This is a genomic window from Leisingera sp. M527 (genome assembly GCF_025141525.1).
Taxonomy (GTDB): Bacteria; Pseudomonadota; Alphaproteobacteria; order Rhodobacterales; family Rhodobacteraceae; genus Leisingera.
In genome coordinates, this window is the sequence record NZ_CP081037.1 from 3,589,438 (window position 1) to 3,614,066 (window position 24,629).

Below are 24,629 nucleotides of genomic sequence, written 5' to 3' on the forward strand. Positions count from 1 at the left end.
GCTTCAACCAGTTGGCGGCGTTGAACTGAACCGCACCGGGTTTGCCGGAGACTGATTTCAGTTAGTTACGCGGCAATGTCCTCAGTTTCCAGAGCGGCGTAGAAATGGGCCTCTGCTTCTGCCGGCGGGATGTTCCCAATGGGTTCAAGCAGGCGGCGGTTGTTGAACCAAACCACCCATTCGAGCGTTGCGTATTCCACGTCTTCGAAGTTGCGCCAAGGGCCGCGGCGGTGAATGACCTCGGCTTTGAACAAACCGTTGATCGTCTCGGCCAGGGCGTTCTGCGCCTTCAAATGATCCCCCGGATCATTTGATCCGCTGCGCGGATCTGCTTGAACTCATAGCTGTCTCCAACGCTGCCCGCAGAGGGCTCGATACCGGCTTCGCCCAACCGCTCTGTGTATTTGATCGAAAGGTATTGGCTGACCCACTGCGTGACAGGCGATGCCAGCATCGCCGAGAACGGCGGCCGGAGTGATGAACAAGCCCCATCGCCTTTGTCGGCCGCCGCTCGTGAACAGCCTGCTCCAGAGCATCCATTGCCCGGCAGGCGCATGCGAAGCATGTGCGAGAGGGGAGAACGAACCCGGCATGCGCCGAGGTGCTGACACGACCCATTGACCGGCAGGCGATTGCCCAGGATGTGTTGCGCCAGAAGCCCGCGGGCGGTGCCGTCTTTGCCTTCCGTGGGCGCCGAGGCGACAGGCTGAAGCTTTTGTATTGGGATGGCCAGGGGTTCTGCCTTTACTACAAGGTTCTGGAGCGCGGACGCTTTCCGTGGCCCAGCAGCGGGGACGGTGCGGTTCGCCTGACCTCGGCGCAGCTGGCCATGCTCTGGGAAGGGATCGACTGGCGGCGTCCGGACTGGGGTGCGCCACCGGCGCGCGTCGGGTAGTTCACCCTCCTGAATCCCCTTGTTTTATTGGCCATACTGGATGCTGAATGGTAGATATCGGCATGTTCGATGACGCCCGCATTCTCTCCAACGATCCCGCCGTTCTGAAGGCGCTGATCGCCTCTATTCAGGCGGAGAATGCACGCATGTCAGCCTCGCTTCAGGCCCATGAACAGCTGGTCCAGACCCTGCGTCTGCGGATTGCCAAGCCCCAGAAGCAAGCCTTCGGCAAGTCATCAGAGAAGATCGAAAGGGAGATCGCCCAGCTTGAGCTCGCGCTGGAAGACCTGCTGATCGCCGACGTCGAGCAGCGCAGCGAGCCGCTTGAGGAACAGGGGGTGGAGCCTCCTGCCAACGATCCCGGGGTCCCAGAGGTGCGCCCCCGCCGCAGGCCGCGGGTGTCGGACGAGACGCCCCGCGAACGCCGTGAACTTGATCCCGGCACCTGCTGTCCCGATTGCGGGGGCGATCTCCGCGTGGTCGGCGAGGATATGAGCGAGCTGCTCGACATGGTCGCCGCACAGATGAAGGTCATCCAGATCGCGCGGGTGAAGAAGTCCTGCCGCCGGTGCGAGAAGATGGTGCAGCCCGCCGCCCCGAGCCGCCCCATCCCCGGCAGTATGGCCGGGCCGGGTCTGCTGGCTCATGTTCTGGTCTCGAAGTTCGATGACCACCTGCCATTGTACCGGCTCTTTGTGCTCAAGAGCGATCTGCGCCGAGTGACGGAGCAATTGGCAGTGCTGCGCCAGAAGCATTTCGGGCAGAGCTCGGAAAGAGACCTCGACGATCCTGCGGAAGATGACCTTTGCCTCGCGCTTGAGGATGACCTTGACGATGATCCGAAGGAAAAACCCAAGGGTAAGCGCGCATGAAAAGTACCCAAGGATATCAAGGTCATCACCGTTGATCATTTCCCCGACGATATGAGCTGCGGCACATGCGGCCATGATCTCAAGTCAATCAAGCGCGAGGAACGTGCCGGGAGCTTCCGGATCGTGCCGGAGCATGTGGTTCTGGTGAAAGACGTATACCACACCTGCGCCTGCAACCGCGGGATCTGCAAGGAGAACAAACCCGTGGCCGCAAAGTCGAAAAACTACATCATGAAGGGACGCGGCATGGAGCCGGGGTTTGCAGTCGAAGCTGCATGCCAGAAGTTCTTCGAGCATATTCCGCCCTACCGGCAAGCGCGGCGGTTCAGGAACGCCAACATCAATCTGGCCCGCCAAACGATCGAAAAAGGTGTTTCCCACTTGGCCAAACACGTGGAGCTGGTCCAGGATGAGCTTCATGCGCATGTGCTTGCTGGTCCCACCGCACAAATGGATGAGACTCCGGTGAAAGTTCAGGCGCCTGGAAAGGGAAAGTGCGATACCGGGTACTTCTGGGTGATCAATCGCGATGAGCGCAATTGGAATCCCGAGGCCCGGCCAGCTGTGGTGTACCGCTATGCCCATTCCCGCGCCGGCGCAGTTGCAGAGGAATTGCTTTCCGGCGCGTCGCTCCGTTTCCTGCAGACCGATGGCTACTCGGGTTACAACTGTCTCTTCAAAGAGAGCCGGGAGAATGACGGATTGATGCCGGTGCGCTGCAATGCCCATGCGCGGCGCAAGTTCTTCGAAGCCCATCTGGCGACCAAGAGCAAGCTGGCAGCCAAGGTCATTCAGATGTACCGCAAGATTTATGCTGTCGAAAAGGCGGCCAAAGGCCTGCCCCCGAAGGAGCGCGAACAGTTGCGCCTCGAGAAAACCCTGCCCATCCTGACCGAGCTCAAAGCCATCCTGACGAAACATCAGGATGACGCCACCGGGAAACTGAAAACGGCCATCAATTACACGCTCAACGCCTTTGACGGGCTGCAGCGGTTCGTGTTCGATGGCCGGCTTGAGATCGATAACAACGCAGTCGAACGCTGCATCCGCGGCATTGCTCTGACAAAGAAGAACTCGCTTTTCGCCGGGAACCATGAGGCGGCTGAAGTCTGGGCAACCTACTATTCGCTCATCGAAAGCGCGCGCCTGAACAAGGTCAACCCCCGCAGCTACCTGAACTGGGTGGTGCAGGAAATCGAGCGCAACCGCGGTGAGTTGGACTATGGCCAGCTGATGCCTTGGCACTGCCCGGTCGGCCGGATCGACGACTGACAGGCTATCACCGCCCCCAATCGGGGCGGTGACGCATTCTCACACAGCCGGAACCCCAAGCGGGGTTCCGGCCCAAAGCCGTGTCTGGACGGTCTCCCGATGGGGGCGACAGTCTTCATGTCTAAATCCGTGGTACCCTGCGCCCATCCGGTCAGTCTTAGGCAGTAACTGGGACGAGTTCAGCCGCAAGCTCCAGAACAAACCCGCTGACCGCCTCCTGGGCTTGGTCCTGCGATTTCTTCCCGCGCAATTGGCGGGCCAGCGCAGACCCGCGGGCGGAGGTTTCCTGTACCAGCAGCAGAAAAGCGATCTCCCGCAATTGGTGCATGGCCAGATCGGCCTCGTCTTGCCCTAGCAGCCTTTCAAGTTCAGCCGGTTCCGCGCATTCGAACAGCAGGCGCTTCAGGGTGGGCCCGTGTTTTGACGCCTCGGCCCAGGCAATGCAAATGTCGGTCATGCCTGCCATCTCGGAGTGAAAAACCTCAACCGGCATGCATGCCGTCTGTCTGGAATAGCCGGCCTGCCGCTCGACATGGAGCTCCCGCTGCGCCGGGTTGTAGGACATCTCAAGCCCATCGAGCGACACGTCCGATGCAAAGGGATTTCCGAAACGCTTGCGCAGGCTGAGCGCTTCCGCAAAGAGCACCAGCTGCAAAAGACCGGCCTGCGGCAGATCGCAGGAAATACGCTGGATGCCACTGCGGCCGGCGTGCTTGTAGTTGAGCGCGAGCCGGGCACCGCCGTCCTCCCGCGCCTCCATCGAAAACATCTTTGCAGGCATGGCACGGGTTAAATGGAAGGCTGCCGGGCCTTCAAGCCGCAGCAAACAGGTCCGGCGATGCTAGGCGGCCATGCGCCTAAGGCGGCGCCTGGAAAGGAAGTGTTTGCATTGAGAGCCCTTCGGTCATTCTGGAGCTATTGAAGCCGCCTAGAGGTACGTCTGCGGCATGGGGAATCGCCTAATCGTCCTTTGAGTGAAATGTTGGTCTGATGCATGTCTGCCAGCAAAACAATTTTTTTGCGGGCCAGTCAATTTCCGGGGCGGATACACCGCTTACGAATTATCGCATTCGAGCACGCGCGCGAGATGGGCGCGCGGGAACCGCCCTTGAACCAGGCATCATGTGGCAGCCACGGCGCTGACCACGGACAGAAGCATCATCTCGACACCGGGAAACCCCTCGCCAGGCCCTGGCGCCCATGCGACCCAAAACTGGGTGATCTGACACATCGGACTGGCGCTGCTCCGATCTTTGACGTCACCGAGGAGCCAGCGGCCTCATCACGCGAGCGGTGAAACCATATCGCGACTGCCGTTGTGAAAAATACCAATTGACACCAACCGCCCTATTACAGAAGCCGCTTCGTCCTTCCTGACGGTTTTCCGATGCCGGCCGCTGCGTGGCGGGAGGGCGCCTGCGGGCGTCGGCCCGCGATGCCAAACCTCGGAAAGAGCATGCCGCGGGAGCGTGCGATGTTGGCCTTGCGATCCGCGCAGGCCAGCAGCCCGTAGTGCCGGATGCGGTGGAACCCATCGGGGAGCACATGCGGTGGATGAACTCGGGCTTGCAGGAGATCCATCGGGTGCCGTCCGGCGATAGGCCGCCGCCCGGCACAATCATGCGGACATGCGGGTGGTGGGTCAGCGCCGATCCCCAGGTGTGCAGAACGCTGGTCATTCCGATCCGCGCGCCCATCTGCCGGGGGCCACGAGCTGCTGGATCGGGTTGTCGTTTCATACGATCAAGATACCAAGAATCACATTCTGGACATGCAGGGCAAATTGATCGCCATGCTTAAAAAAGCAAAACCCGCTGAAGAGGCGGGCATTGACGATGCGAAAAGTTCGCTAAAGTTGGATGCGGGAGCAGGCAACCGTCGTATCCCACCTCAATTGACCGCCGCCATTTAAGAGCTGACATGGACCTATGTTAGCCGATTGTGTTGAAAAACTCTTTGGTTTTGCCTGGCCTGTGTGATCTATCGCTTTGACTTCGTTTAGATGCCGAAGTCCTGTCCGCCACTTCAATCTGCGGCCGGCAGCATTGGCTTGAGCTTTGCCAATTTCCGGAGGTTTTGAGCGGTGGCTGCGAGGGTGAATTCGTCTTGAACGCCGCACGGGCCTCGTAATCGAAGCTGTCCCAGACCGAGGATGCGTTTGAGGTGTGCGAAGAGCATCTCGACCTTTTTGCGCCGCCCAGTCTTACGGATTGCTCGAGTTCCGCTTTTGAACATCGGCACTGATCAGGCTGGCGTCGACCGCGAAGCCCTGACCACCGACCAACCCTTCTTCCCTGCAGCGCGCGACCATCATCTCGAACACCTGGCGCAAGAGGCCGCTCTCGCGGAAACGACCGTGCCTGTTCTTTGTGAATGCCGAGTGGTCCGGGATGCGATCTGTCAGATCAAGGCGACAAAACCACCGATAGGCGAGGTTCAAATGCACCTCTTCGCATAGCCGCCGCTCGGGCCGGATGCCAAAGCAGTATCCAACCAACAGCATCCGGATCAGGAGTTCCAGGTCAATGGATGGGCGGCCCGTGTGACTGTAGAAGCCGGCCAAATGCACGCGGACGCTGCTAAGATCAACGAGCCGGTCAATCGACCGCAAAAGGTGATCTTGTGGGATGCGATCTTCCAGCGAAAACTCGTAGAATAAGGCTGCTTGTGCTTCCTGCCTCGGTCCCATCATCGCCAATCCTCCCGTTCCTTGAGAGAACTGAATCAGCCACTTACCCTCCGATCAAGCACGGGTTTTTCAACAAAATCAGCCCGAGGACGAAGCCGCTCCGCGGCATTGGCGCGGGTGGCTGATGTTCAGCGATGATCTGACAGTGGTGCATTTGGGGAACGGCATTTCTGCCTGACGATTGAGCCCTTCTCAATCATCAGACAGGAGGCTCCCATGACAGAGGAGAGATCAACCCCGCTTCGAGAGCGGATGATCGAGGACATGCGCATCCGCGGGATGGGCGACAAGGCGCAGAAAGCGCATATCCGGGCGGTCAAGGATTTCGCCATTTTCCTCGGGCACCCGCCGGATACCGCCTCACCGGAGGAACTCCGCGCCTATCAACTGCACATGACGGATACAGGGGTCACGCCGGCGACTTTCAACGCCAGGATCGTGGCGCTCAGATTCTTCTTCGGCATGACCTGCGGGCGCGAGGAGATGAAGCGCTACATGCAGTTCCGCACCCAGCCCAGGAGGTTGCCTGTAGTCTTCAGCGTTGAAGAGGTATCGGACATCCTGATGGCGGCGCCGGGGCCCGGGCTCAAATACCGTGCCGCGCTCAGCATTTCCTACGGCGCGGGGCTGCGGGCCGCCGAGGTCTGTAACCTCAAGATCGGCGATATCGACAGCAACCGGATGCTGATCCATGTCGAACAGGGCAAAGGGCGGAAGGACCGGAAGGTGATGCTGTCACCCGGGCTTCTGAGCTTGCTGCGCGACTACTGGCGCGAGGCGCGGCCGGAGGGCTGGCTGTTCCCCGGCAAGCCGAAGATCAACCCGCTGTCGCCACGGCAGCTGAACCGCGCCTTCACGTCAGCGAAGAACATGGCCGGCATCAAAAAGGCCGCCACTCTGCATACCCTGCGGCACAGCTTTGCGACGCATCTGCTGGAGGCCAACACCGATGTCCGGGTCATCCAGGTGCTGCTCGGCCATGCCAAGCTGAGCACGACGGCCCAATACACCCATGTCGCCACCAAGACGATCCGTGACACGGTCAGCCCCTACGAGATGCTGGAGCAGTTGCAGGATCAGACAATCAAGCGAAGCCTGAAGTGACGGGGCACTGGGGTGTCCCGCCCGGGGCTGGAGATTGCTGATATATTCCGTGCCCATGGTGCCGCGTGGCGGCGGGCCAATGCAGGGCATGTCAGCCTGACCCAGCTCAAGGTGATGTCGGCAATCGAAGCCTGCCGGACCGAAGCGCTCGGCGGGCATGTGGCCGGGTGCGCCAAATGCGGCCATCGCCACATCGCCTACAATTCCTGCAAGAACCGGCACTGCCCGAAGTGCCAAGGGCCAGCGGCGCGCGACTGGATGGAAGCCCGCGCCGAGGACCTGCTGCCCGTGGAGTATTTCCACGTGGTCTTCACCCTGCCCGCAGAGATCGCCCGGATCGCCTCCTGGAACAAGCGGGCGGTCTACGGTCTGCTGTTCCGGGCGTCGGCACAAACGGTCATGACCATCGCAGCGGACTCCAAGCGCCTTGGTGCTCGGGTGGGCATGACCAGCGTGCTGCATACCTGGGGATCGGCGCTGACCCATCACCCCCACATCCATATGATCGTTCCCGGTGGCGGCCTGTCTCTGGACGGCGCGAGATGGATTGCCTGCAAGCCCGGGTTCTTCCTGCATGTGCGGGTCCTGTCGCGCTTGTTCCGGCGGCTGTTTCTGGAGGGGCTGATGGCGCTTCACCGCGCCGGGGAGCTGGCCTTCTTCGGCGACCTGGAACCGCTGGCGCAGGCCGATGCCTTCGCAGAGTGGCTGGCTCCTTTGCGCAAGTCCGAATGGGTGGTCTATGCCAAACCGCCCTTCGGAGGCCCGGAAGCCGTTCTCGCCTATCTCAGCCGGTACACCCACCGGGTGGCCATCTCGAACGCACGCCTCGTCAGCGCCGACGCAGGCACCGTGGCATTCCGTTGGAAGGACTACAGGATCAAGCGCGGCGACAGGCAGAAAGTCATGCGTTTGGCCACGCCCGAGTTCATCCGCCGCTTCCTGATCCACGTCCTGCCCGCTGGTTTCCACCGCATCCGGCACTACGGCTTGCTCGCCTCAGCGCAGCGCAAGGCCAACATCGCCCGGTGCCGTGCCCTGCTCGGGACAAGGTGCCCGGCTCAAGAACCGCCAGAAGCCGCCGAGGTTCTCCCGCTCACCCTGCGTGAGCCATGCCCGTGCTGTGGCGGAACAATGCATATCATCGAGATCTTCCGGCGCGGGCAAAAACCCCGGTCGCGCGCGCCACCGCGGAAGGAGGCGGCATGACGAAACGCCCGTCATTCCGGTATTGTGAACACCGGGCATCCGCAGCCGCCCGGCTGTCTCCATTTACGCCTGTACTCTCCTGCAAGCTCAGAACCACGCCGAAACGCCGCTTTCGTCGCAGCAATTGTCCGGAGGCCCCCGTTAAGAGCATCCCAACCGGCATCGGAATGCCTCCGGCTTGGCCGCTGGCTCCAACCGCAGACCCCGCCGTCTGCGCTCTTTCCCCATAGACAGCCCCAAGAGTCCCGCGGCTTCCACCTTGGGAGGTTTTCCAACGCGGGCCGATGTCGCGCCAAGCCGCACCCTCACACCGCGGCCCGCATCAGAAAACCTTCACCAAACAAGGCAAATGCTGCAAAACGCACAAATGTCCTAAGCGGTCTGAGAAGCTGCCATCAAACGATGGCTCCGGGCCCTCCGCGAGGAATGACGGAAAACCGAAACTCCGCCGGCAGAGTCGGTTAGACCCGAGACGCCCTATTCATTCATCACAAGAGCGGACTGTTGGCCGGTCATCCTGCGGACCTCAGACACAGCCTCGGCAAGTGCCGGGCCAACCTCGTCAGAGATGCGTTGATCAGTAAGTTGCTTTGAGGTGGAACTTGCCAGAAAAGCCACCGGCTCACCTAAATCAGACGGCCGGTATGGCACAGCAGCAGCGTTGATGGTCTCGGAAAACCGGCTTACGCCCCTCACCTGAGTGTAGCCGTCAGCCAGGATCTCGTTATGCGCGGCAAGTCTTATTGCTGCGAATTCCGCCAGCAACTCTGCTGGCTCATCGCCTTGGCTGTCAAGAAAACGGGCAAATTCCTCATCGTTGAGTGCACCCAGATACGCTTTGCCGCTGGAAGAAGTATGAAGCGGCATCCGATAGCCGACATCCAGCCAGATTGCCGAGGAGTTCACTGGCCGCCAGGCCCTGGTCAGCAGCATCCGCTGGTCATCTTTGATGCTGATCGCCGTCAGCGTGCCGGTTTCATCCGCCAGCCGCTGCATCACCGGCGAGGCGATCTCAACAAAGGCGAATGAGGCCGCGGCGATGTTCCCCAGCGCCAGCGCTGCCGGGCCAAGGCGGTATTTATCGTGCCGCCGCCCGTGGGTCAGATACCCAAGCGCGCACAGTGTGAAGGTCAGCCGTGACACCGTCGGCCGCGGAATGCCGGTGCGTTCGGAGATTTCAAGGTTGCCCAGACCGTCATCCGTCGGGCGGAAGGCCCGCAGGATGGTCAGGCCCCGCGCAAGTGTATTTGCAAATCTCTTGTCCGATGCATCGGCTGGCATGGTATTCCCTGTATCTATGCGGACGTCCGGCCCGAGCGGGGTATTCGCAGTCCGCTGGTCCCCGATACTACTGAACCGCATTTGACAGCACCAGAGAGATCGACGGAAACGCCACCAGCAGAAGCAGCACGACCACATCAACGCTCAGGAACCGCCAGATGCCGGAAAATACCATGCCCACCGGGGCGTCCTTGCCGACAACATTGGACAGCACAAAGACATTCAGCCCCACAGGCGGCGTTATCAGGCCGATCTCCAGCAGCTTCACGACAACGACGCCGAACCAGATCAGGTTCAGCCCATAGGATTCCACCAGCGGCACCACCAGCGGCAGGGTCAGAACCATGATCCCGATCGGATCCAGGAACATGCCCAGCATCAGATAGACGACGCAGATCGCAAACAGCAGCGTGCCCGTAGATAACTGCGCCTGCGCCACCCAGTCCACCAGCGCCGGGGCCATGCCCGTGAGCGCGATGGCCGCGACAAAGATCTTGGCCCCTGCGGCAACAAAAAAGATTGCGCCGGTTTGCACACAAGTTTCCCGTACCGCCTGCCAGATGCCCGCCAAATCAAGCTGCCGCTGCGCCAGTCCGATCAGCACAGTCAGCACCACGCTGACCGCCGCTGCTGCGGTGGCGGTAAAATAGCCGCCGTAGATCCCGACCACGATCACTGCGAAAATCACCGCCGCGGGCCAGGCCCTGCGAAACGCCGCCAACTTGTCGGCAAAGCTGGCCGCCTCGCCGCGCGCCGGCACCGCCGCCGGATCCGCCTTGATCCACATGGCAATGACCAGGACAAAACCCGCCAGCGTCAGCAGCCCCGGCAGAATGCCGGCAATGAACAGCTTGTTCACCGAGGTCTCGGTAAAGATCGCATAGATGATGAACAGAATGCTCGGGGGGATCAGAGAGCCGAGTGTACCCCCGGCCGCGACGCTGGCGGTTGCCAGCCTTGGGTCATAGCCAAGACGCAGCATTTCAGGTGTGCAGATTTTGCCCATGGTCGACGCACAGGCCAGGCTGGAGCCGGTAATGGCGGAGAACCCGCCGCAGCCCATCACCGATGCCACCGCAATGCCGCCGCGCAGGCGCAGCAGCCAGACCTTGGCCGCATCATAAACAGCTGTGGTGATCCCGGCCCGATAGGCAATGTTTCCCAGCGCGATGAACAGCGGGATCATCGACAGATCAAAGGAATGCAGCAGATCGAACGAGTTATTGAAGACCAGCGAGGAGGTTGCCCGGAAGGCCCGTTCCGGCATGAAGGTGCCGGTGCGGAACGCAAAGATTGTAAAGGCCGCCAGCGTCGCCACGCCGATCAGGGCAAAGGCAATCGGCACACGGATGGCCAGAAGCACAAGCATAACGGCAAAGGCCACAAGGCCGATCAGGGCGGGATCCACGGGCAGTCTCCTCGGCAGGTCTGTTGAATGTCAGATGGATGTCAGGTTTTGTGCAGCGCGATCTCGCCGCCGCGCAGCAGGGTCAGCGCATCACCGGCAGCCATCACCGCAAGCCGCAGCCATCCCAGCGCAATCCCAAGGGTAAAGGCCAGCCGCCCCGGCCATTGCGGCAGGTTCAGATCGCCGTAAAACACACTGCCGGTCTGCCACTGATGCAGGAATTCCCGGCCGCCGGAATACAGGATCGGCGTCAGCGCCAGCAGTCCGAACAGGGTGCCGAACACTGTCAGCCACCCCGACACGCGCGGCGGCAGCAGATTGGTCAGAAACTCCACCGCGATATGCGCCCGTTGCGCAGTCGCGGCGGCCAGGGGCATCACAATCGCCAGAACCATCAGCTCGCGCACGATGACAATGGTGTCCGGCACCGAGCTGTTGAACAGGTTCAACGCCACCACATCGGCAAAGATCAACAGCGCCAGCAAGATGATAGCCGCAGCCGATACATCCACAAAAACCCGTTCCAGCCTGTGCAGCATCTTGTCCTCCCCCGGTACTGCCAGACGGCGCTGCCGCCGCCCGGCCCCTGTTCCGCCTTGATCAGTTGCTGCGCGTCCAAGGGTAGCCCTTGGCTTCGAACTCGGACGTGAACTCAGCCACAGCGGCGGTATAGGTCGCCATCAGCCGGTCGGCATCCAGACCAACGCTGCGGGCATTTTCCATCCAATCCGCAATAAAGGGTTCCGCCGCAGCATTCAGGGCAGACTTGTCAGCCGCGCTCAGCTCGATGACCTCGATCTTGCGGCTGGTCTCGCCTGCGGTCATCGCCTTCATCGCTTTGCTGTTGGCCCCGGTCACGATCTTGGCAAACTGGTCCGCCAGTTCCTCGCCCGCCTGCATCAGCACCTGCTGCTGGCCAGCCTCCAGGCCGTCAAAGACCTGTTTGTTCATGAACATGCCGTAGCCGCCGATCTGCCCCCAGTTCAGGACAGTATAGCTGTCGATCACCTCGTCCCATTTCAGCGAGGGAACGATGTAGTCATAGCCCTGGCTGCAATCGATCAGCCCGGTGTCCAGCCCCTGATAAGCTTCATAGACCGACAGGTTCACACGGGTTGCGCCCATTTCGCCAAAGACCTTGCCGTAAACGCCGGCGCCGCGGACCTTCTTGCCCTTGATGTCCTCAACCGAACGGATCGGCTCTCCGGCGCAGGCCACATTCACAGCCGAGGCGGTGAAGGTGCCGATATAGACTAGGTTTTGGCGGGCCAGATGTTCGGTGATCTGCGGTTCCGACCGCATCAGACGGTCGGCTGCACGCATGGCGACCCAGGCATTCGGCCCGCCGATGGGAAAGTCAGCCAGCGAATAGGCCGCCATTTCCTTTTGGAAATAGGCTGCAATGATCGACCCGGCATCCGCCACCCCGTCGCTGATCCCCTGCACTGCCGCGCTTGCCTTGAACAGCGCGCCGCCCCACTGGACATCCATCCGCAGATCGCCTGCCGACAGCTCGCCAATACGGCTGTTGTACCATTTCAGTGCGGCAGGAACCGTGCCCCGGTCGGGGCCGCTGTGGCCGTAGTAAATCACGGTCTCCCCAGAGACCGCCGTCGCGCCAAGACAGGCCGCAATGGTCAGCCCTCCCAGAATATTCCTGATCATTCCCATGACTGGCATCTCCTCCTCGAAAGCCATTCGCTTCATTTTACTATGTGGAATTTTTGCGCTCTGTCCAGAATTTTATTTCACATAATGGAATTTCTAGTGACTGCCTGCACTCGACCCGCAGCAGAACAGGACTTCCTCTTCTGCGCCTCTGCAGGACAAGAAATTGGCGCAGCAGATCAAACGCCTTCCGCCAGCTCGCTGGCAAAGGTCTCGATCAGTTTCGCTTTCAGGATTTTCCCAGTCGGCGCGGCAGGCAGGGCCGTAGCCACGATAATACGTGCCGGCCGCTTGTAGGGCGCAAGCCGGTCGTGCAGGAAGGCTTTCAGTTCCGCCTCTGTCACGCTACTGCCGGTGGCGGCGCTGACAAAGGCCAGAACCTCTTCATTCCCTTCAACGGTACGGCCCACCACGCTTGCCACCACCACATCCGGATGCTCGGTTAGCGCCGCCTCAATCTCCACCGGGTAGACATTGAAGCCGGACCTGATGATCAGCTCCTTGGTGCGCCCGGCAATATGCAGCCGCCCTTCATCATCAAAGCGGCCCAGATCGCCGGTGCGGAACAACCCGTCCTCTGTCAGCGCTGCGGCTGTTTGCACCGGATCGCGGAAATACCCCTTCATGATTTGCGGACCACCCACAAGGATCTCGCCGATGCCTTCCTCCGGGGTGGCGCCCGGCGCCTCCAGATCCAGTTCAAGGGTACAATCTCCCATTGCCAGTCCGACGCTGATGTCAGGATCGCCGAATGCGTTGCGGGTGGCACAGACACCCGCCGTGCCTTCAGTCAGCCCGTAACCGTTTTGCAGCGGCAGACCATAGAACGCCTCGGCCTCGCGTTTCCAGGCCGGATCCAGGGGCGCACCGCCCGAGGAGACAAACCGCAGTTTGCCCGCGTCATAGCGCGGCTTGCCGGCTGATCGGGCATAGTTGAACAGATGCGCATGCATCTGCGGCACTGCGGGCAGCAGGGTCACATCCTCCTGCAGCGCCTGGTACAGACGCTCTGCCGAGAATAGCGCCTCCATCCGCATCGCCGATTGCGCCAGGGTGACGGACAGCATGGTGACAAGCCCGAAAATATGGCTGAGCGGCAGCGCCAGATAGGTAACATCCGACTGCTGAATCCCCCGCACCTCGGCTGAGGCCGCCGCCCCTGCAATAAGGTTGGCGTGGGTCAGCATTGCGGCCTTGGGGGTGCCAGTTGTGCCCGAGGTGTAAAGCAGAAGGGCGGTCTGTTCGCACCCGTCCTCTGACACCGGTTCCGGCACGGCGCCAGCGCGCGGCATCAGGTCCGCCGCGCCAAAGGCACCCTGCACGTCCTGTGCGCCATAGTAGTCCGCATGGACGCGGGCCGCTGCGGAAGAGGCGGCTGTGAACATGACGGCACTGGGATCGGAATGGGCAAAGATCCGGTCCAGTTCAGCCGTGGTCAGCCGCGCATTGATGGCAACCGCGGATGCATCCAGCAGGCTGGCGCCATAGAAGAACGCGATCACCTCGGCGCAGTTCTCAAACACCAGAACCACCCGGTCGCCGGACCGCACGCCTGCGGACTTCAGCTGCTCCGCCGCGGCATGTGCCGCTTGGGACATCTCCTGCCAGGTCAGGCGGCGGCCATCCTGATCCATCAGCGCCAAAGCATCGGGGCGGGCCCCGGCGGCTGCCTGCAGCAGCCCGTGTACGCGGTTATGCATGTCTTTCCTCCTCCCGTGCGCCGTTACGCCGCCAGGCCCAGCCGCCCGAAGACCGCCAGCGCCTCAGCCTCCAGCCGGGCGGTAATTTCGGCAAAGGGCTCCACCCTGTCGACAAACCCCAGCGCATGGCCTGCCGACAGCAGCCCCTGCGAGACGTCGCCAGTGGCATAGGCTTGGCGTCCGATCTTGCCGGATACATGCTTCAGCAGTTCCTGAATGCCGATCTCCGGATTGTCGCGCTCCAGCCTGGCAACCGTTTCGGTGGTCTGATTGCGCAGGCTGCGCACAGTGTTACGCACCGAGTGCATGGTCAGCTGCGTGTCCAGCTCGCTCGCATTCACCATTGCCTGCTTGTAATCCGGATGTGCGGTCAGCTCACTGGCAACCAGGAACCTGGTGCCTATCACCACGCCGGCCGCGCCCATCACAAGTGCTGCCATGATCTGCTTGCCGTGTCCGATGCCGCCGCCGATGAGCCAGGGGATGGTCAGCCGGTCCCCGGCCAGGCCTGCGTTGACCATGCTGCCAACCATATCCATGCCGGGGTGGCCGCCGCATTCGGCACCGACAATCGACACCATGTCGACCCCCACCTGCTCCGCCTTCACCGCATAGCGCAGGCTGGGCACCTTATGCAGCACGGTAATCCCGGCATCCTTGAGGATGGGCATGAACGCCTCGGGGCTGCGGCCGGATGTTTCGACAAACTGCACACCTTCGTCCGCGATCAGACGGAACACCTCTTCGGTCTTCTCGCCCGGCACCAGCTTGGGGATCATCGAGACATTGACCCCGAAAGCCCTGCCTTCGCACATCTCGCGGCAGCGGCGGATCTCGGCGCGCAGATCGTCCATTTCGGGGAAACTAGCGGCAGTGATGAACGAGACAATCCCGGCCCGCGCCGCAGCCGATACATATTCGGCATTGGCCAGCCATTGCAGGCCGCCCGCCACAACCGGCAGCCGGGTGCCATAGGTTCGGGTCACGGCCGTGTCGAAAATCGCCGGAAGTGCAGAAGTATGCATCATGTCGGTCTCCTTACCGGAATACTGGGGAGGTTTTCTTGAGAAAGGCGCCGATGCCAACCTGGGCTTCGTCACCGCCAAGGGCCTTGGCCATGGCATCGCGTTCATGGGTCATCTGGTCTTCGAAATTGGCGGTTTCGGCCTGGTTGAGCAGCTCCTTGATGTCCGCAATCGCCATCTCAGGGCCACGGGCCACCGCATCGGCCAAAGCTTCGGCCTGCGCCAGGGTGCGCCCCTTGGGTGCCAGTTCCGTCACCGCCCCCAGCTGGTGCATCCGCTCCGCGCTGAGCGGCTCTGCCAGCATCGCCATCCGTGCCACGGTTGCCCGCGGCAGCGCCTGCGTCAGCGCATAGGTGGCGCCGCCATCCGGCACCAGGCCTGCCTTGACGTAGGCCAGGGTGAACATCGCCCCCTCTTCCGCCACGATCATGTCCGCCGCCATTGCAAGCGATAACCCAGCCCCAGCCGCGCCGCCTTCGACAGCTGCAATCACGGGCTTGGGGCAGTCCCGGACCGCACGGGTCAAGGCGTTCAGCTTGCCGATCTGCACCTGCCGCTCCTCATAGGGCATCGCGCGGCGTTCCTTCAGCATGTTCAGATTGCCGCCGGAACAGAAGAACCCGCCCGCGCCCGCCAGGATCACCGCTGCAATCGCAGGATCCCGCGCCGCCCGCGCCAGACCCTCCTGCAAGCCTTGGTAATACTCATACGACAGCGCATTGCGCATGCCTGTGTTGCAGTTCCAGATTATCAGGGTCCCACCGCGGACCTCATGCCGGTAAAGCGCGCTCATCCCGCATCCTCAGCTGCTGTCCCGCGCACCCGCTTGAAAACGCCGGTGGAGGCCGCAATCAGCCGCCCGGCCCCGTCGCGCAGGTCGCAAGAGACAAATTTGGTTGTGCTGCCGCCGCCGGTGATCCGGCCGATCGCCCGCACGCACCCCTGGCGGGCCACTGCCAGATAATTGACGTTCAACGACAGGGTGACAAAAGGGGTGATCCCTTGCGGATCGCAGGTGAGGCTGGCGGTGATCCCGCTGGCCGTATCCAGCAACGTTGCCGCCACGCCACCATGCAGGCTGCCCTGCCGGTTCAGATGCAAAGGCGAAATCTCCAGCACGCAATGCGCCTCAACCGCCTCCGGGTCGAGTTCAATGCCGTAGCCCATCGCCTCAAACAGCGGGATCAGGGGCCTGTCGGGACGGACCAGCGGCATGTCTTACCCCGCCTTCAGCGCGATGAAGCGCTCCAGATGGTAATCCGTGTCGCCGAACAGATGATCGATCATCGTCAGGCGGCGGGCGAAATGGGACAGCGCGTATTCATCGGTCATGCCGATGCCGCCATGCATCTGGATGCATTCCTCGGCCACCAGTGCCCCGGCGCGGCCAATCAGGTTCTTGGCAGCGCTGACGTGGACTTCGCGCAACTCCCGCGGCTGATCCAGATTGCCCGCCAGGTTAATCACGGCCGAGCGCGCCTGCTCCACCTCTATCAGCATATCCGCCATCCGGTGCTGCAGTGCCTGAAACTTGCCGATCGGCATGCCGAACTGCTTGCGCTCCTTCAGATAGGCGATGGTCAGATCCTTGGCGGCCTCCATCGCCCCCAGCGCCTCGGCGCAGAGGGCAGTCAGGCCGCGGGCAACAGAAGCTTCCAGCGCGCCCAGCCCCTCTCCGGCAGCCCCCAGCCGCGCCGCATCCGTCAGGCGAACCCTGTCCAATGCAACCGTTGCAGACGGTATGCCGTCCATATTGCGGTGGCTGCTGACGGTCACGCCCGGGGTGTTTTCCGGCACCAGAAACAGCGAAATGCCTGCCATATCCGCCGCATCGCCAGCCTCCCGCGCCGACACCACCAGGGTCTGCGCCTCAGAACCGTACAGCACATGGGTCTTGATGCCGTTCAGCACGATGGCATCGCCTTCGGCAGCAGCCGTGGTTTCCACATGGTTCAGGTCATAGCGCGCCCCGGCCTCGCCCTGCGCCAGCGCCGCGACATGGGTTCCCGCAATGATCTCATCCGCCAGTCCGCGCTGGCGGCCGGTGCCAAACGCGGCAATCAGCCCGCCCGCCAGAACCGCGGGCAGCACCGGTTCGATCACGCCAGCGCGGCCCAGCTCTTCGAACACCACCGTCAGGTCAAAGCCCTGGCCACCGAAACCGCCCTGATCTTCGCGGAACATGGCCCCCAGCACGCCCAGTTCGGCCAACCCGGCATAGATCCCGCTATCAAATGGCATACCCGCCGCAATCAGTGCCCGACGATTTTCATGTGAATACTTGTCCGCCAGAAACCGCTGCAGCGTATCGCGGAGCATCATCCGCTCTTCGGTCAGATTGAAATCCATGTCGCCTGCTCCCGTTACAGCCCCAGAATGGCCTTGGTGATGATGGTGCGCTGCACCTCGTTCGAGCCGCCGAAAATCGACAGCTTGCGCATGTTGAAATACGCAGGCGCCGCGGCTGCTGCGTGATCGGGCCCCAGCGCCGCCGCATTACTGCCGCCGTCCAGGAAATCAGGCTGGAACGGCAGCGCGTCCGGCCCCATCGCCCGGCGCAAGAGCGATGTTAGCTCCTGCCGGATCACCGTGCCCTTGACCTTCAGCATCGAGCTTTCGGCGCCGGGCGCCTGCCCCTTGGCCGCAGCCGAGACGACCCGCAGATTGGTGGTGGCCATCGCCATCAGGTCGATCTCTGCCTGCGCCATGCGGGCCGCGAAATGCGGGTTTTCCGCCAGCGGCCGGCCGCCGGACGCCACCCGCCCGGCCACATGTTTCAGCGTCGTCAACAGCGCGTTTGAAAAACCGACCCCGGCGATATTGGTGCGCTCATGGGTCAGCAGGTACTTGGCATAGGTCCAGCCCTTGTTCTCCTCCCCCACCAGGTTCTCCGCAGGCACCCGGACGTTGTCAAAGAACACCTCGTTCACCTCCGGCTCACCATCGATCAGCACGATGGGGCGCACCGTGACTCCGGGCGTGTTCATATCGATCAGCAGGAAGGAGATGCCTTCCTGTTTCTTGGCATCCGGATCCGTCCGCACCAGGCAGAAAATCCAGTTCGCGTGCTGGCCCAGCGTGGTCCAGGTTTTCTGGCCATTGACCACATAGTGATCGCCGTCACGCACCGCCCGGGTCTTGACCGCCGCCAGATCGGAACCTGCGCCCGGCTCGGAATAGCCCTGACACCACCAGTCCTGCCCGTTCAGGATGCGCGGCAGAAAGCGCTGGCGCTGCTCTTCAGATCCAAACGCCAGCAGCACCGGCGCCAGCATCGACAGGCCGAATGGCAGGCTGCGCGGGGCATGGGCCAGACAAGCCTCTTCTTCAAAGATATGGCGCTGCACCGCGTTCCATTCACAGCCGCCATAGGCCCGCGGCCAGTTCGGCGCCAGCCAGCCGCGCGCATTCAGCAGGCTGTGCCACTGCTCGACGTCCGCCTTGGCCAGCCGCTTGCCCAGCCGCACCTTCTCGCGCAGTTCATGCGGCAGGGTGTCGTTCAGCCACTGGCGGACCTCAGCCCGGAACGCCTGTTCTTCCTTGGTGTAGTTCAGATCCATCGCCTATTGCCCCTCAGAAGATTTCAAACAGGCCGGCAGCACCCATGCCGCCGCCGATGCACATGGTGACAACTCCCAGCCTGGCGCCGCGCCGCCGCCCTTCCAGCAGCAGGTGCCCGGTCATCCTTGCACCGGTCATGCCAAACGGGTGGCCGATCGAGATTGAACCGCCATTGACGTTGCAAATCTCCGGGTCGATCTCCAACCGGTCGCGGCAGTAGAGCGCCTGCGAGGCAAAGGCCTCGTTCAGCTCCCACAGATCAATGTCGCTGACCGTCAGCCCGTGCCGTTTCAGCAGGCGCGGCACCGCGTAGACCGGACCGATGCCCATTTCATCCGGCTCACAGCCTGCCACAACGAACCCTTTGAACGCACCCAGCGGCTCGGCGTCTTCACGTTCGGCCACGGCACTGTCCATCAGCACCAGCGCCGCTGCCCCGTCGCTCAGCTGCGAGGCATTGCCGGCGGTGACGAAATGCCCCTCACCCTGCACCGGGGCCAGCCCGGCCAGCCCCTCCAGCGTGGTGTCCGGCCGGTTGCAGTCGTCCATGGCAAAGGTCACCTCCTTACGGGTGATCTCGCCGCTTTCCTTGTCCTTGAAGGCCTGGGTCACAGTGATGGGCACAATCTCATCATCCAGACGGCCCGCAGCCTGCGCCGCTGCCGTGCGCTGCTGGCTGGACAGCGCCAATTCGTCCTGCGCCTCACGGCTGATGCCATAGCGTTGGGCGACAATATCGGCAGTCTGGATCATCGGCAGATACAGCTCGGGCTTGTTCTCCTGGATCCAGCTTTCCTGCGCCTGCGGCGGGCGTGCGGGCGGCATCTGACTGATGCTTTCCACCCCTGCCCCGATCGCGGCCGGCGCGCCCTCCATCACAATCGAATGCGCTGCCATTGCCACCGCCTGCAAGCCGGACGAGCAGAAGCGGTTCACCGTGGCTGCGGAAACAGACACCGGCAGCCCTGCGCGGATCACCGACTGGCGGGCAATGTTGGACCCGGTCCAGCCTTCAGGGTAACCGCAGCCGACCAGCGCGTCCTCAATCAGGTCCGGCGCAATGCCTGCGCGCTGCACCGCATGGCTGATGGCATGGCCTGCCATGGTGGCGCCATGGGTTTCATTGAAGGCGCCGCGGTAGGATTTGGCCAGACCAGTGCGCGCAGTGGAGACGATGACCGCCTGTTTCATGAAAAACTCCTTCAGGTGTTGAGGCTGCCGAATGTCCGGCCTTTGGCGGCCAACCGTTCCAGCAGCGGCGCAGGCTGCCAAAGCAGGGGATCTTCCTCGTGGAAGCGGCAGATATCCTGCAGGATCCTGTCCAGCCCCTTGGCATCGGCATAATGCATCGGCCCGCCGCGCCAGCGCGGAAACCCGTAGCCGTTCAGCAGGGTCACATCCACATCCAGCGGCCGCAGCGCAATGCCATCGCCGACCACGCGGGCGGCCTCGTTCACCATCGCTGCCATGTAACGGCTGATGATCTCATCTTCGCCTATCGTCCGCGGTGTGATGCCCTTGGTGGCGCGCTCTGCCGCGATGATTTCTTCCACTTCAGGATCAGGCTTCGGCCCGCCAGCGCCTTCCTCATAGATGTAAAACCCGCGCCCGGTCTTGCGCCCGAACCGGCCCAATTCGCACAGTCGGTCGGCAAACTCGGGGTAGGTTTCCCTTGGATCGCGCTCAGCCGCTAGGCGCTTGCGGTTGGCCCAACCGATGTCCAGCCCGGCCAGATCGCCAACGGCAAACGGCCCCATCGCCAGACCAAACCCGGTCAGCGCCTTGTCCACCGCATAGGGGCTGGCCCCGGCCAGCACCATGCCGTAGACCGCCTTGCTGTAATGCGACAGGATCCGGTTGCCGATAAAGCCGTCGCAGACGCCCGCGCGCACCGCCACTTTCTTCAGCCGCTTGGCCAGCGCAAAGCCGGTCGCCACCGCATCAGGGGCGGTATCTTTGCCCACCACAACTTCCAGCAGCCGCATCACATGCGCGGGCGAGAAGAAATGCAGCCCGATCACATCCTGCGGGCGGCTGGTCATTGCCGCAATCCGGTTCAGATCCAGATAAGAGGTGTTCGAGGCCAGAATGGCGCCCGGCTTGCAGACCTCATCCAGCCGGGTGAACACGTCCTTCTTGACGTCCATGCTTTCAAAGACAGCTTCGATCACCAGATCTGCCTGTGCGAAATCCTCGTACCGGGTGGTGGTGCGGAACGCTTGCGCTAGAATGGCATCTCGCTGCGGCGCTGCCAGCTTGCCGCGTTTCACAGCACTCTCCAACATCCTGCCAACGCTGTCTGCCGCCCTGTCTGCCGCAGCTTCGTCACGCTCGGCCAGGGTCACATCCAATCCGCTCAGCAAAGCGCTGACAGCAATCCCCGCCCCCATAGTGCCGCCGCCAACAACGCCCATCCGATTGATTGCGCGCGGGTCAACACCTTCGATTTCCGGCAGTTTCCCAACCTGGCGCTCGGCAAAGAAAGCGTGGATCAGGGCGGTGCTCTGGTCCGAGGCCATCAGCTCCTGAAACAATGCGCGCTCTTTCTTCAGCCCGTCCTCGAACGGCAGCGACATCGCCGCCTCCACTGCATCGAGGCAGGCGATTGGCGCAATCGCCCCGCGTGCGTCCCTGGCAACTTTGACCCGGACGCCCTCCAGTTCCGCCGGCTCCAGTATATTGCACAGCAGGCTCCCGGCCGGGCGCGGCTCCTTGCCTGCCGCGATCAGCTCCCGGGCAAATGCGATACCTTCGGCGCGGGCATCGGTGCCGTCCGCCACCCGGTCAATCAGCCCCATGGACAACGCCGCATCGGCACTAACCGGGTTGCCACCGGTGATCATCCGGGCCGCATCTGCCGCCGGGATCAGCCGCGGCAGACGCTGGGTGCCGCCCGCGCCGGGCAGCAGCCCCAGCGACACTTCCGGCAGGCCGAGACGGGTGCCCTTTACCGCGACCCGGTAATGCGCGCCCAGGGCCGCCTCCAGCCCGCCGCCAAGCACATTCCCGTGCATCGCGGCAATGACCGGCACCGGCGCCGCCTCGATTTCAGTGATCAGATCCGGCAGGAACGGCGCCAGCGGCGGCTTGCCGAATTCGCGGATATCCGCGCCGGCAAAGAAACTGCGCCCCGCGCAGCAGATGACAACAGCCTTGGTTTCCGCGCGGCTCAGCGCGGCCCGAAAACTCCCCTGCAGACCGGCGCGCACCGTATGCGAAAGCGCGTTCACCGGCGGGTTGTCCACTCGCACAACAGCAACGCTGCCATCCATTGTCAGATTAACCTGGTTTGCCATCCCGTTCCTCCGCCCGTTGTTCGCAGCATCTCTTGGCTTGGGATTCTGAGTAGCAATTTCAATTTCTAATTTCAATATGTAAAATTACATTCCTCTTTGCAGAATTCACTTCCACCGAGACACTGCTCATCCGCAACGTCACACAGGACGCGGCGGAGAAGGCAAGCCAGCACGCGTCAACTGCCAACCGTGTTGCATGTCGGCCAGTCAGGTTCCGGACCAGGGCCCATAATGAAGGTCCGCTTCTGCAGTCGGTCAAGCATCCGAGCCTGTCGCCGCGGTACCGGGAGCTGATCGGGGATCTGGCTGGCGCCCTGAACGCTCCGGATGTGCGGCGGGAGGCGGCGGCGTCGCTGCGGGCACTGATTTCGGAGGTGCGGATGGTTCCGGACGCGGACGCGCTCGGGGGCCATCAGCCTGAACTTATTGGAGAACTGGCGGGGCTGATGGCTTTGGGTCAGCCGGAATCGAAAAAGCCCCCGCTTTTTGCGGAGGCTTGGTCGGAAACGGTGGTTGCGGGAGCAGGATTTGGACACTGTTTCATCCAGGCCGGGTAGCTCGCGAGGGGGTAAGCCCACCCGGTTCTACGAAGGCACAAACGTCCGCCACTCAAAGCGGACGATCGCTGTAGGCGCTTTTTTGGACTACCCGAGCGGCATCTATGCCCGATAACCGACCTTCAAGTCGCGTTAAACAACATCCCGGAAATCACTGGCCTGATAGGGCACGAGCAGTTCTTTGAGCGGAGCAAGAAAGCCTGCTTTCCGCAGCGGGTCTGAGCCCATGTCAAGAAGTAACTCGTCGTGATAATGTGCCATGTGCAAGAGCAACGTCGCCGAACGTGCCGGGCCTACTGGCATCCAGGACCGTTTCCAGCGCCTGAGTGCATCAATCGAAGCACGCATGTCTTCTTCGTTTGGCAAGGCTATGTTTCCGACGACGACCTCGGAAAGCCATCGGGCCTGTAGTGCAAATGTCGTAACGCTCATGAAAGACGAGGCGCGACCGACAAACGCCAGGTTGGGCACGCCGGGATGCAGAATGTGCCGGTAGAGGTAGATACCGTCCGGTTCTTCGCCCAACGCGTCGCGCAGTTCCTCGGGCAGAAATCCAAAACCAGTTTTCCAGCCGGTGCCAAAAACGACGCAATCCACGGCCAGCGTGTCACCATCCTCAAGGATCAGCTCTTTTTCGGTGAACCGCTGCAAGCCGCTGCGATGAGCTGATATCTCTCCGGAGCGGATATTTTCTATGAACCCGGGCCGTGGCACCATCGTCACTTCGGAATAGGCGTCATATTCGATCGGATGCACGGGAACCAGATTGTTTCCATTGGCGATCTTGGTTCCCAGCTTTTGCTGGGTGCCCAGCAATAGCTCAACCACTCGCCAGAAAAGCCACGGCAAGGGATAGCCAACGGTGTGAAGCCCGCGCACGATGGGTGTTGGCCGGGCATAGGGCGGGATCATCGCCGCGACGAGCCGTGTCAGCATTCCCCACTTGAAAGGAAGCAGCCCCAGAAGTTTTCTGGGAACAGGCCAATGAGCGGTGCGAAACACCAGATGCACCTTGTCCGCCACGCCAATTGCAGCCCCGGCGATATCACCTGCACTTTTGCCATACCCAACGACGGCAACGCGACGCCCGCGCAATATCTCAATGTCCTTGACCTGGCTGTTGTGAAGGACTTCACCCTGAAATTGATCCCGCCCTTGAATCTCTGGCATCAGAGGCGTTTCTGAGTAAAGTCCGGTGGCGATCACGACCAGATCGGCCTGCACGCTGTTGGTGCCGTTCTCATTTTCGACTTCAAGCGCCCAGCCGTCGCCCGATCTTTGAAGCGCGGTGACGCGCATACCCAGTTGCAGGCAGTCGCGAATACCAAAATGATCGCAATAATCCTCCATGTATTTTTGGAAATCAGGGCCCGGCGTGTATTGCGGCACTGCTTCAGGCAATGGAAAATCCGGGAATTCGTAGAGATCCTTTGGAATTTGCACACCAAACCCGTGATACCCGTCGGCCCAGACGCCTCCCAACTGGGAACTTCGGTCGTATATCGTGCAGCTTACTCCCTTTTTGCTTAGGTTCTTGGCCGTGGCGAGACCGGATACACCTGCGCCGATGATTGCTGCTATCTTGATTTTCCCCTGGATCATGGCGTTTCCCGCGTTCCGTTCATCAGTTTGGAAACGCCCAACAACACCGCCCCCAGAATCCAGAACGTCAGCACATAGGCGCCGAACAACGTCCAAAGAAACCAAATCCAGATGCCTTGCCAAACTGTTTTGTTGTAAGCCAATCCGGGACGATCCAGCCGCGCCCGAAAAACGTCCAGCATATGCAAAAAACCGACGATGGCACCCATTGCGGTGCCGATCAAAAGATATGTGCTCATCTTGCAGCCCCCCATTTATCATATCGGAAAAATGCACATTTTGAAACGAGCAGGCTGGAGATCTTGTCGCACAGCGGTCATTGGAGCAATCACAGTGAAGGTTCGCTTTGTCTAAGATTTTTCGATGCGGGCCAGTTGGTTAGGTTGGGCTTGGCGGGGTGGCCCGCGTTGACAAATCTGACAAGGTGGAAGCCGCGGGATGTGTATGCTGCGCTATGGGGAAAGCGCAGGCATCCGCCATGGATATTGGTGGA

23 protein-coding genes and 4 pseudogenes are annotated in these 24,629 nt (G+C 61.8%); 7 read left to right on the forward strand and 20 right to left on the reverse strand.

All coding sequences use genetic code 11. The annotated features are described in order from the left end of the window. Positions 1–65 precede the first annotated feature (65 nt). Positions 66–612: pseudogene (locus K3555_RS17740) on the reverse strand (integrase core domain-containing protein); the annotation flags it as partial. Here K3555_RS17740 and tnpB point away from each other — a divergent pair. The 4 genes and pseudogenes from tnpB (at position 602) to tnpC (ending at position 3,039) form a co-directional block, all read left to right on the forward strand. Further along, entirely contained in the window at positions 602–895 is a 294-nt protein-coding gene (tnpB, locus tag K3555_RS17745) for an IS66 family insertion sequence element accessory protein TnpB (RefSeq protein ID WP_260006474.1), read from the forward strand. The pseudogene K3555_RS17740 and the gene tnpB overlap by 11 nt on opposite strands. A 62-nt stretch (positions 896–957) precedes the next feature. Beyond that, a pseudogene (locus K3555_RS17750) lies at positions 958–1,584 on the forward strand (IS66 family transposase zinc-finger binding domain-containing protein); the annotation flags it as partial. 6 nt (positions 1,585–1,590) lie between these two features. Beyond that, the gene (locus K3555_RS17755; protein ID WP_409201700.1) at positions 1,591–1,767 is read left to right on the forward strand and encodes a hypothetical protein; all 177 of its coding nucleotides are present in this window, start codon (positions 1,591–1,593) and stop codon (positions 1,765–1,767) included. 51 nt (positions 1,768–1,818) lie between these two features. Further along, entirely contained in the window at positions 1,819–3,039 is a 1,221-nt protein-coding gene (gene tnpC / locus K3555_RS17760; protein ID WP_260006475.1) for an IS66 family transposase, read from the forward strand. 157 nt (positions 3,040–3,196) lie between these two features. Here tnpC and K3555_RS17765 read toward each other — a convergent pair whose 3' ends face one another. The 3 genes and pseudogenes from K3555_RS17765 to K3555_RS17770 form a co-directional block, all read right to left on the reverse strand. Further along, the gene (locus tag K3555_RS17765) at positions 3,197–3,820 is read right to left on the reverse strand and encodes a hypothetical protein (RefSeq protein WP_260006476.1); all 624 of its coding nucleotides are present in this window, start codon (positions 3,818–3,820) and stop codon (positions 3,197–3,199) included. Positions 3,821–4,389: 569 nt separating this feature from the next. Then, positions 4,390–4,620 carry a transposase gene (locus tag K3555_RS25025; RefSeq protein WP_409201664.1) on the reverse strand — a complete coding sequence of 77 codons (231 nt, stop codon included), beginning with the start codon at positions 4,618–4,620 and terminating at the stop codon, positions 4,390–4,392. Beyond that, positions 4,596–4,739: pseudogene (locus tag K3555_RS17770) on the reverse strand (transposase); the annotation flags it as partial. The pseudogene K3555_RS17770 and the gene K3555_RS25025, both read right to left, overlap by 25 nt. 71 nt (positions 4,740–4,810) lie before the next feature. Between K3555_RS17770 and K3555_RS17775 the strand changes: the two are divergent. After that, complete coding sequence (locus tag K3555_RS17775; RefSeq protein ID WP_260006477.1) at positions 4,811–4,951, forward strand: hypothetical protein; 141 nt, start codon at positions 4,811–4,813, stop codon at positions 4,949–4,951. Between the two features lie 113 nt (positions 4,952–5,064). Here the strand turns inward: K3555_RS17775 and K3555_RS17780 are convergent, their stop codons facing one another. After that, on the reverse strand, positions 5,065–5,274 hold the full coding sequence (locus K3555_RS17780; protein WP_311199995.1) for a transposase: 210 nt from the start codon (positions 5,272–5,274) through the stop codon (positions 5,065–5,067). Then, positions 5,255–5,731, reverse strand: a pseudogene (locus tag K3555_RS17785) (transposase); the annotation flags it as partial. The pseudogene K3555_RS17785 and the gene K3555_RS17780, both read right to left, overlap by 20 nt. Before the next feature lie 213 nt (positions 5,732–5,944). On the opposite strand from K3555_RS17785, the gene K3555_RS17790 reads away from it, so the two are divergent. Further along, positions 5,945–6,832, forward strand: coding sequence for a site-specific integrase (locus K3555_RS17790; protein WP_260005203.1), 888 nt, complete (start codon positions 5,945–5,947; stop codon positions 6,830–6,832). 12 nt (positions 6,833–6,844) lie between these two features. After that, the gene (locus K3555_RS17795; RefSeq protein WP_260005205.1) at positions 6,845–8,038 is read left to right on the forward strand and encodes an IS91 family transposase; all 1,194 of its coding nucleotides are present in this window, start codon (positions 6,845–6,847) and stop codon (positions 8,036–8,038) included. 477 nt (positions 8,039–8,515) lie between these two features. Here K3555_RS17795 and K3555_RS17800 read toward each other — a convergent pair whose 3' ends face one another. The 14 genes from K3555_RS17800 to K3555_RS17865 all read right to left on the reverse strand — a co-directional run bounded on the left by K3555_RS17800 (position 8,516) and on the right by K3555_RS17865 (position 24,375). Further along, the gene (locus K3555_RS17800; protein ID WP_260006478.1) at positions 8,516–9,319 is read right to left on the reverse strand and encodes an IclR family transcriptional regulator; all 804 of its coding nucleotides are present in this window, start codon (positions 9,317–9,319) and stop codon (positions 8,516–8,518) included. Between the two features lie 67 nt (positions 9,320–9,386). After that, entirely contained in the window at positions 9,387–10,727 is a 1,341-nt protein-coding gene (locus K3555_RS17805; RefSeq protein ID WP_260006479.1) for a TRAP transporter large permease, read from the reverse strand. A 41-nt stretch (positions 10,728–10,768) separates the two neighbouring features. After that, positions 10,769–11,266: a TRAP transporter small permease gene (locus K3555_RS17810; protein ID WP_259958015.1), complete on the reverse strand. Its 498-nt coding sequence runs from the start codon at positions 11,264–11,266 to the stop codon at positions 10,769–10,771. A gap of 61 nt (positions 11,267–11,327) precedes the next feature. Continuing rightward, positions 11,328–12,398, reverse strand: a complete 1,071-nt coding sequence (locus K3555_RS17815; RefSeq protein ID WP_260006480.1) for a C4-dicarboxylate TRAP transporter substrate-binding protein — start codon at positions 12,396–12,398, stop codon at positions 11,328–11,330. A gap of 176 nt (positions 12,399–12,574) precedes the next feature. Further along, positions 12,575–14,095, reverse strand: a complete 1,521-nt coding sequence (locus K3555_RS17820) for a class I adenylate-forming enzyme family protein (protein ID WP_260006481.1) — start codon at positions 14,093–14,095, stop codon at positions 12,575–12,577. Between the two features lie 23 nt (positions 14,096–14,118). Further along, positions 14,119–15,123, reverse strand: a complete 1,005-nt coding sequence (locus tag K3555_RS17825) for a nitronate monooxygenase family protein (RefSeq protein WP_260006482.1) — start codon at positions 15,121–15,123, stop codon at positions 14,119–14,121. 10 nt (positions 15,124–15,133) lie between these two features. Beyond that, positions 15,134–15,913, reverse strand: a complete 780-nt coding sequence (locus K3555_RS17830; RefSeq protein WP_260006483.1) for an oxepin-CoA hydrolase, alternative type — start codon at positions 15,911–15,913, stop codon at positions 15,134–15,136. Further along, the gene (locus K3555_RS17835; RefSeq protein ID WP_260006484.1) at positions 15,910–16,335 is read right to left on the reverse strand and encodes a PaaI family thioesterase; all 426 of its coding nucleotides are present in this window, start codon (positions 16,333–16,335) and stop codon (positions 15,910–15,912) included. The genes K3555_RS17830 and K3555_RS17835 overlap by 4 nt, the downstream gene beginning before the upstream one ends. Positions 16,336–16,338: 3 nt before the next feature. Further along, the gene (locus tag K3555_RS17840) at positions 16,339–17,469 is read right to left on the reverse strand and encodes an acyl-CoA dehydrogenase family protein (RefSeq protein ID WP_260006485.1); all 1,131 of its coding nucleotides are present in this window, start codon (positions 17,467–17,469) and stop codon (positions 16,339–16,341) included. A gap of 14 nt (positions 17,470–17,483) precedes the next feature. Beyond that, entirely contained in the window at positions 17,484–18,680 is a 1,197-nt protein-coding gene (locus tag K3555_RS17845) for an acyl-CoA dehydrogenase family protein (RefSeq protein ID WP_259996726.1), read from the reverse strand. Positions 18,681–18,693: 13 nt separating this feature from the next. Next, a complete protein-coding gene (locus K3555_RS17850) occupies positions 18,694–19,872 on the reverse strand; it encodes an acetyl-CoA C-acyltransferase (RefSeq protein ID WP_260006486.1) in 1,179 nt (392 codons plus the stop codon). A gap of 11 nt (positions 19,873–19,883) precedes the next feature. Beyond that, positions 19,884–21,977, reverse strand: coding sequence for a 3-hydroxyacyl-CoA dehydrogenase NAD-binding domain-containing protein (locus tag K3555_RS17855; protein ID WP_260006487.1), 2,094 nt, complete (start codon positions 21,975–21,977; stop codon positions 19,884–19,886). A 689-nt stretch (positions 21,978–22,666) separates the two neighbouring features. Continuing rightward, positions 22,667–24,136 (reverse strand): NAD(P)/FAD-dependent oxidoreductase, encoded by a 1,470-nt coding sequence (locus tag K3555_RS17860; RefSeq protein WP_260006488.1) that lies wholly within the window; start codon positions 24,134–24,136, stop codon positions 22,667–22,669. Further along, a complete protein-coding gene (locus K3555_RS17865; RefSeq protein WP_260006489.1) occupies positions 24,133–24,375 on the reverse strand; it encodes a hypothetical protein in 243 nt (80 codons plus the stop codon). The genes K3555_RS17860 and K3555_RS17865 overlap by 4 nt, the downstream gene beginning before the upstream one ends. Positions 24,376–24,629: the final 254 nt, after the last annotated feature.

Excerpts from the sequence above, each read along its gene's own strand:
- K3555_RS17790 (WP_260005203.1), top strand. The coding sequence starts at position 5,945 with ATGACAGAGGAGAGATCAACCCCGCTTCGAGAGCGGATGATCGAGGAC.
- K3555_RS17810 (WP_259958015.1), bottom strand. The coding sequence starts at position 11,266 with ATGCTGCACAGGCTGGAACGGGTTTTTGTGGATGTATCGGCTGCGGCT.
- K3555_RS17765 (WP_260006476.1), bottom strand. The coding sequence starts at position 3,820 with ATGCCTGCAAAGATGTTTTCGATGGAGGCGCGGGAGGACGGCGGTGCC.
- K3555_RS17840 (WP_260006485.1), bottom strand. The coding sequence starts at position 17,469 with ATGGATTTCAATCTGACCGAAGAGCGGATGATGCTCCGCGATACGCTG.
- K3555_RS17845 (WP_259996726.1), bottom strand. The coding sequence starts at position 18,680 with ATGGATCTGAACTACACCAAGGAAGAACAGGCGTTCCGGGCTGAGGTC.
- K3555_RS17775 (WP_260006477.1), top strand. The coding sequence starts at position 4,811 with ATGCAGGGCAAATTGATCGCCATGCTTAAAAAAGCAAAACCCGCTGAA.
- K3555_RS17780 (WP_311199995.1), bottom strand. The coding sequence starts at position 5,274 with ATGTTCAAAAGCGGAACTCGAGCAATCCGTAAGACTGGGCGGCGCAAA.
- K3555_RS17865 (WP_260006489.1), bottom strand. The coding sequence starts at position 24,375 with ATGAGCACATATCTTTTGATCGGCACCGCAATGGGTGCCATCGTCGGT.
- K3555_RS17860 (WP_260006488.1), bottom strand. The coding sequence starts at position 24,136 with ATGATCCAGGGGAAAATCAAGATAGCAGCAATCATCGGCGCAGGTGTA.
- K3555_RS17855 (WP_260006487.1), bottom strand. The coding sequence starts at position 21,977 with ATGGCAAACCAGGTTAATCTGACAATGGATGGCAGCGTTGCTGTTGTG.
- K3555_RS17820 (WP_260006481.1), bottom strand. The coding sequence starts at position 14,095 with ATGCATAACCGCGTACACGGGCTGCTGCAGGCAGCCGCCGGGGCCCGC.
- K3555_RS17800 (WP_260006478.1), bottom strand. The coding sequence starts at position 9,319 with ATGCCAGCCGATGCATCGGACAAGAGATTTGCAAATACACTTGCGCGG.
- tnpC (WP_260006475.1), top strand. The coding sequence starts at position 1,819 with ATGAGCTGCGGCACATGCGGCCATGATCTCAAGTCAATCAAGCGCGAG.
- K3555_RS25025 (WP_409201664.1), bottom strand. The coding sequence starts at position 4,620 with ATGGATCTCCTGCAAGCCCGAGTTCATCCACCGCATGTGCTCCCCGAT.
- K3555_RS17850 (WP_260006486.1), bottom strand. The coding sequence starts at position 19,872 with ATGAAACAGGCGGTCATCGTCTCCACTGCGCGCACTGGTCTGGCCAAA.
- K3555_RS17825 (WP_260006482.1), bottom strand. The coding sequence starts at position 15,123 with ATGATGCATACTTCTGCACTTCCGGCGATTTTCGACACGGCCGTGACC.
- K3555_RS17815 (WP_260006480.1), bottom strand. The coding sequence starts at position 12,398 with ATGGGAATGATCAGGAATATTCTGGGAGGGCTGACCATTGCGGCCTGT.
- K3555_RS17830 (WP_260006483.1), bottom strand. The coding sequence starts at position 15,913 with ATGAGCGCGCTTTACCGGCATGAGGTCCGCGGTGGGACCCTGATAATC.
- K3555_RS17835 (WP_260006484.1), bottom strand. The coding sequence starts at position 16,335 with ATGCCGCTGGTCCGTCCCGACAGGCCCCTGATCCCGCTGTTTGAGGCG.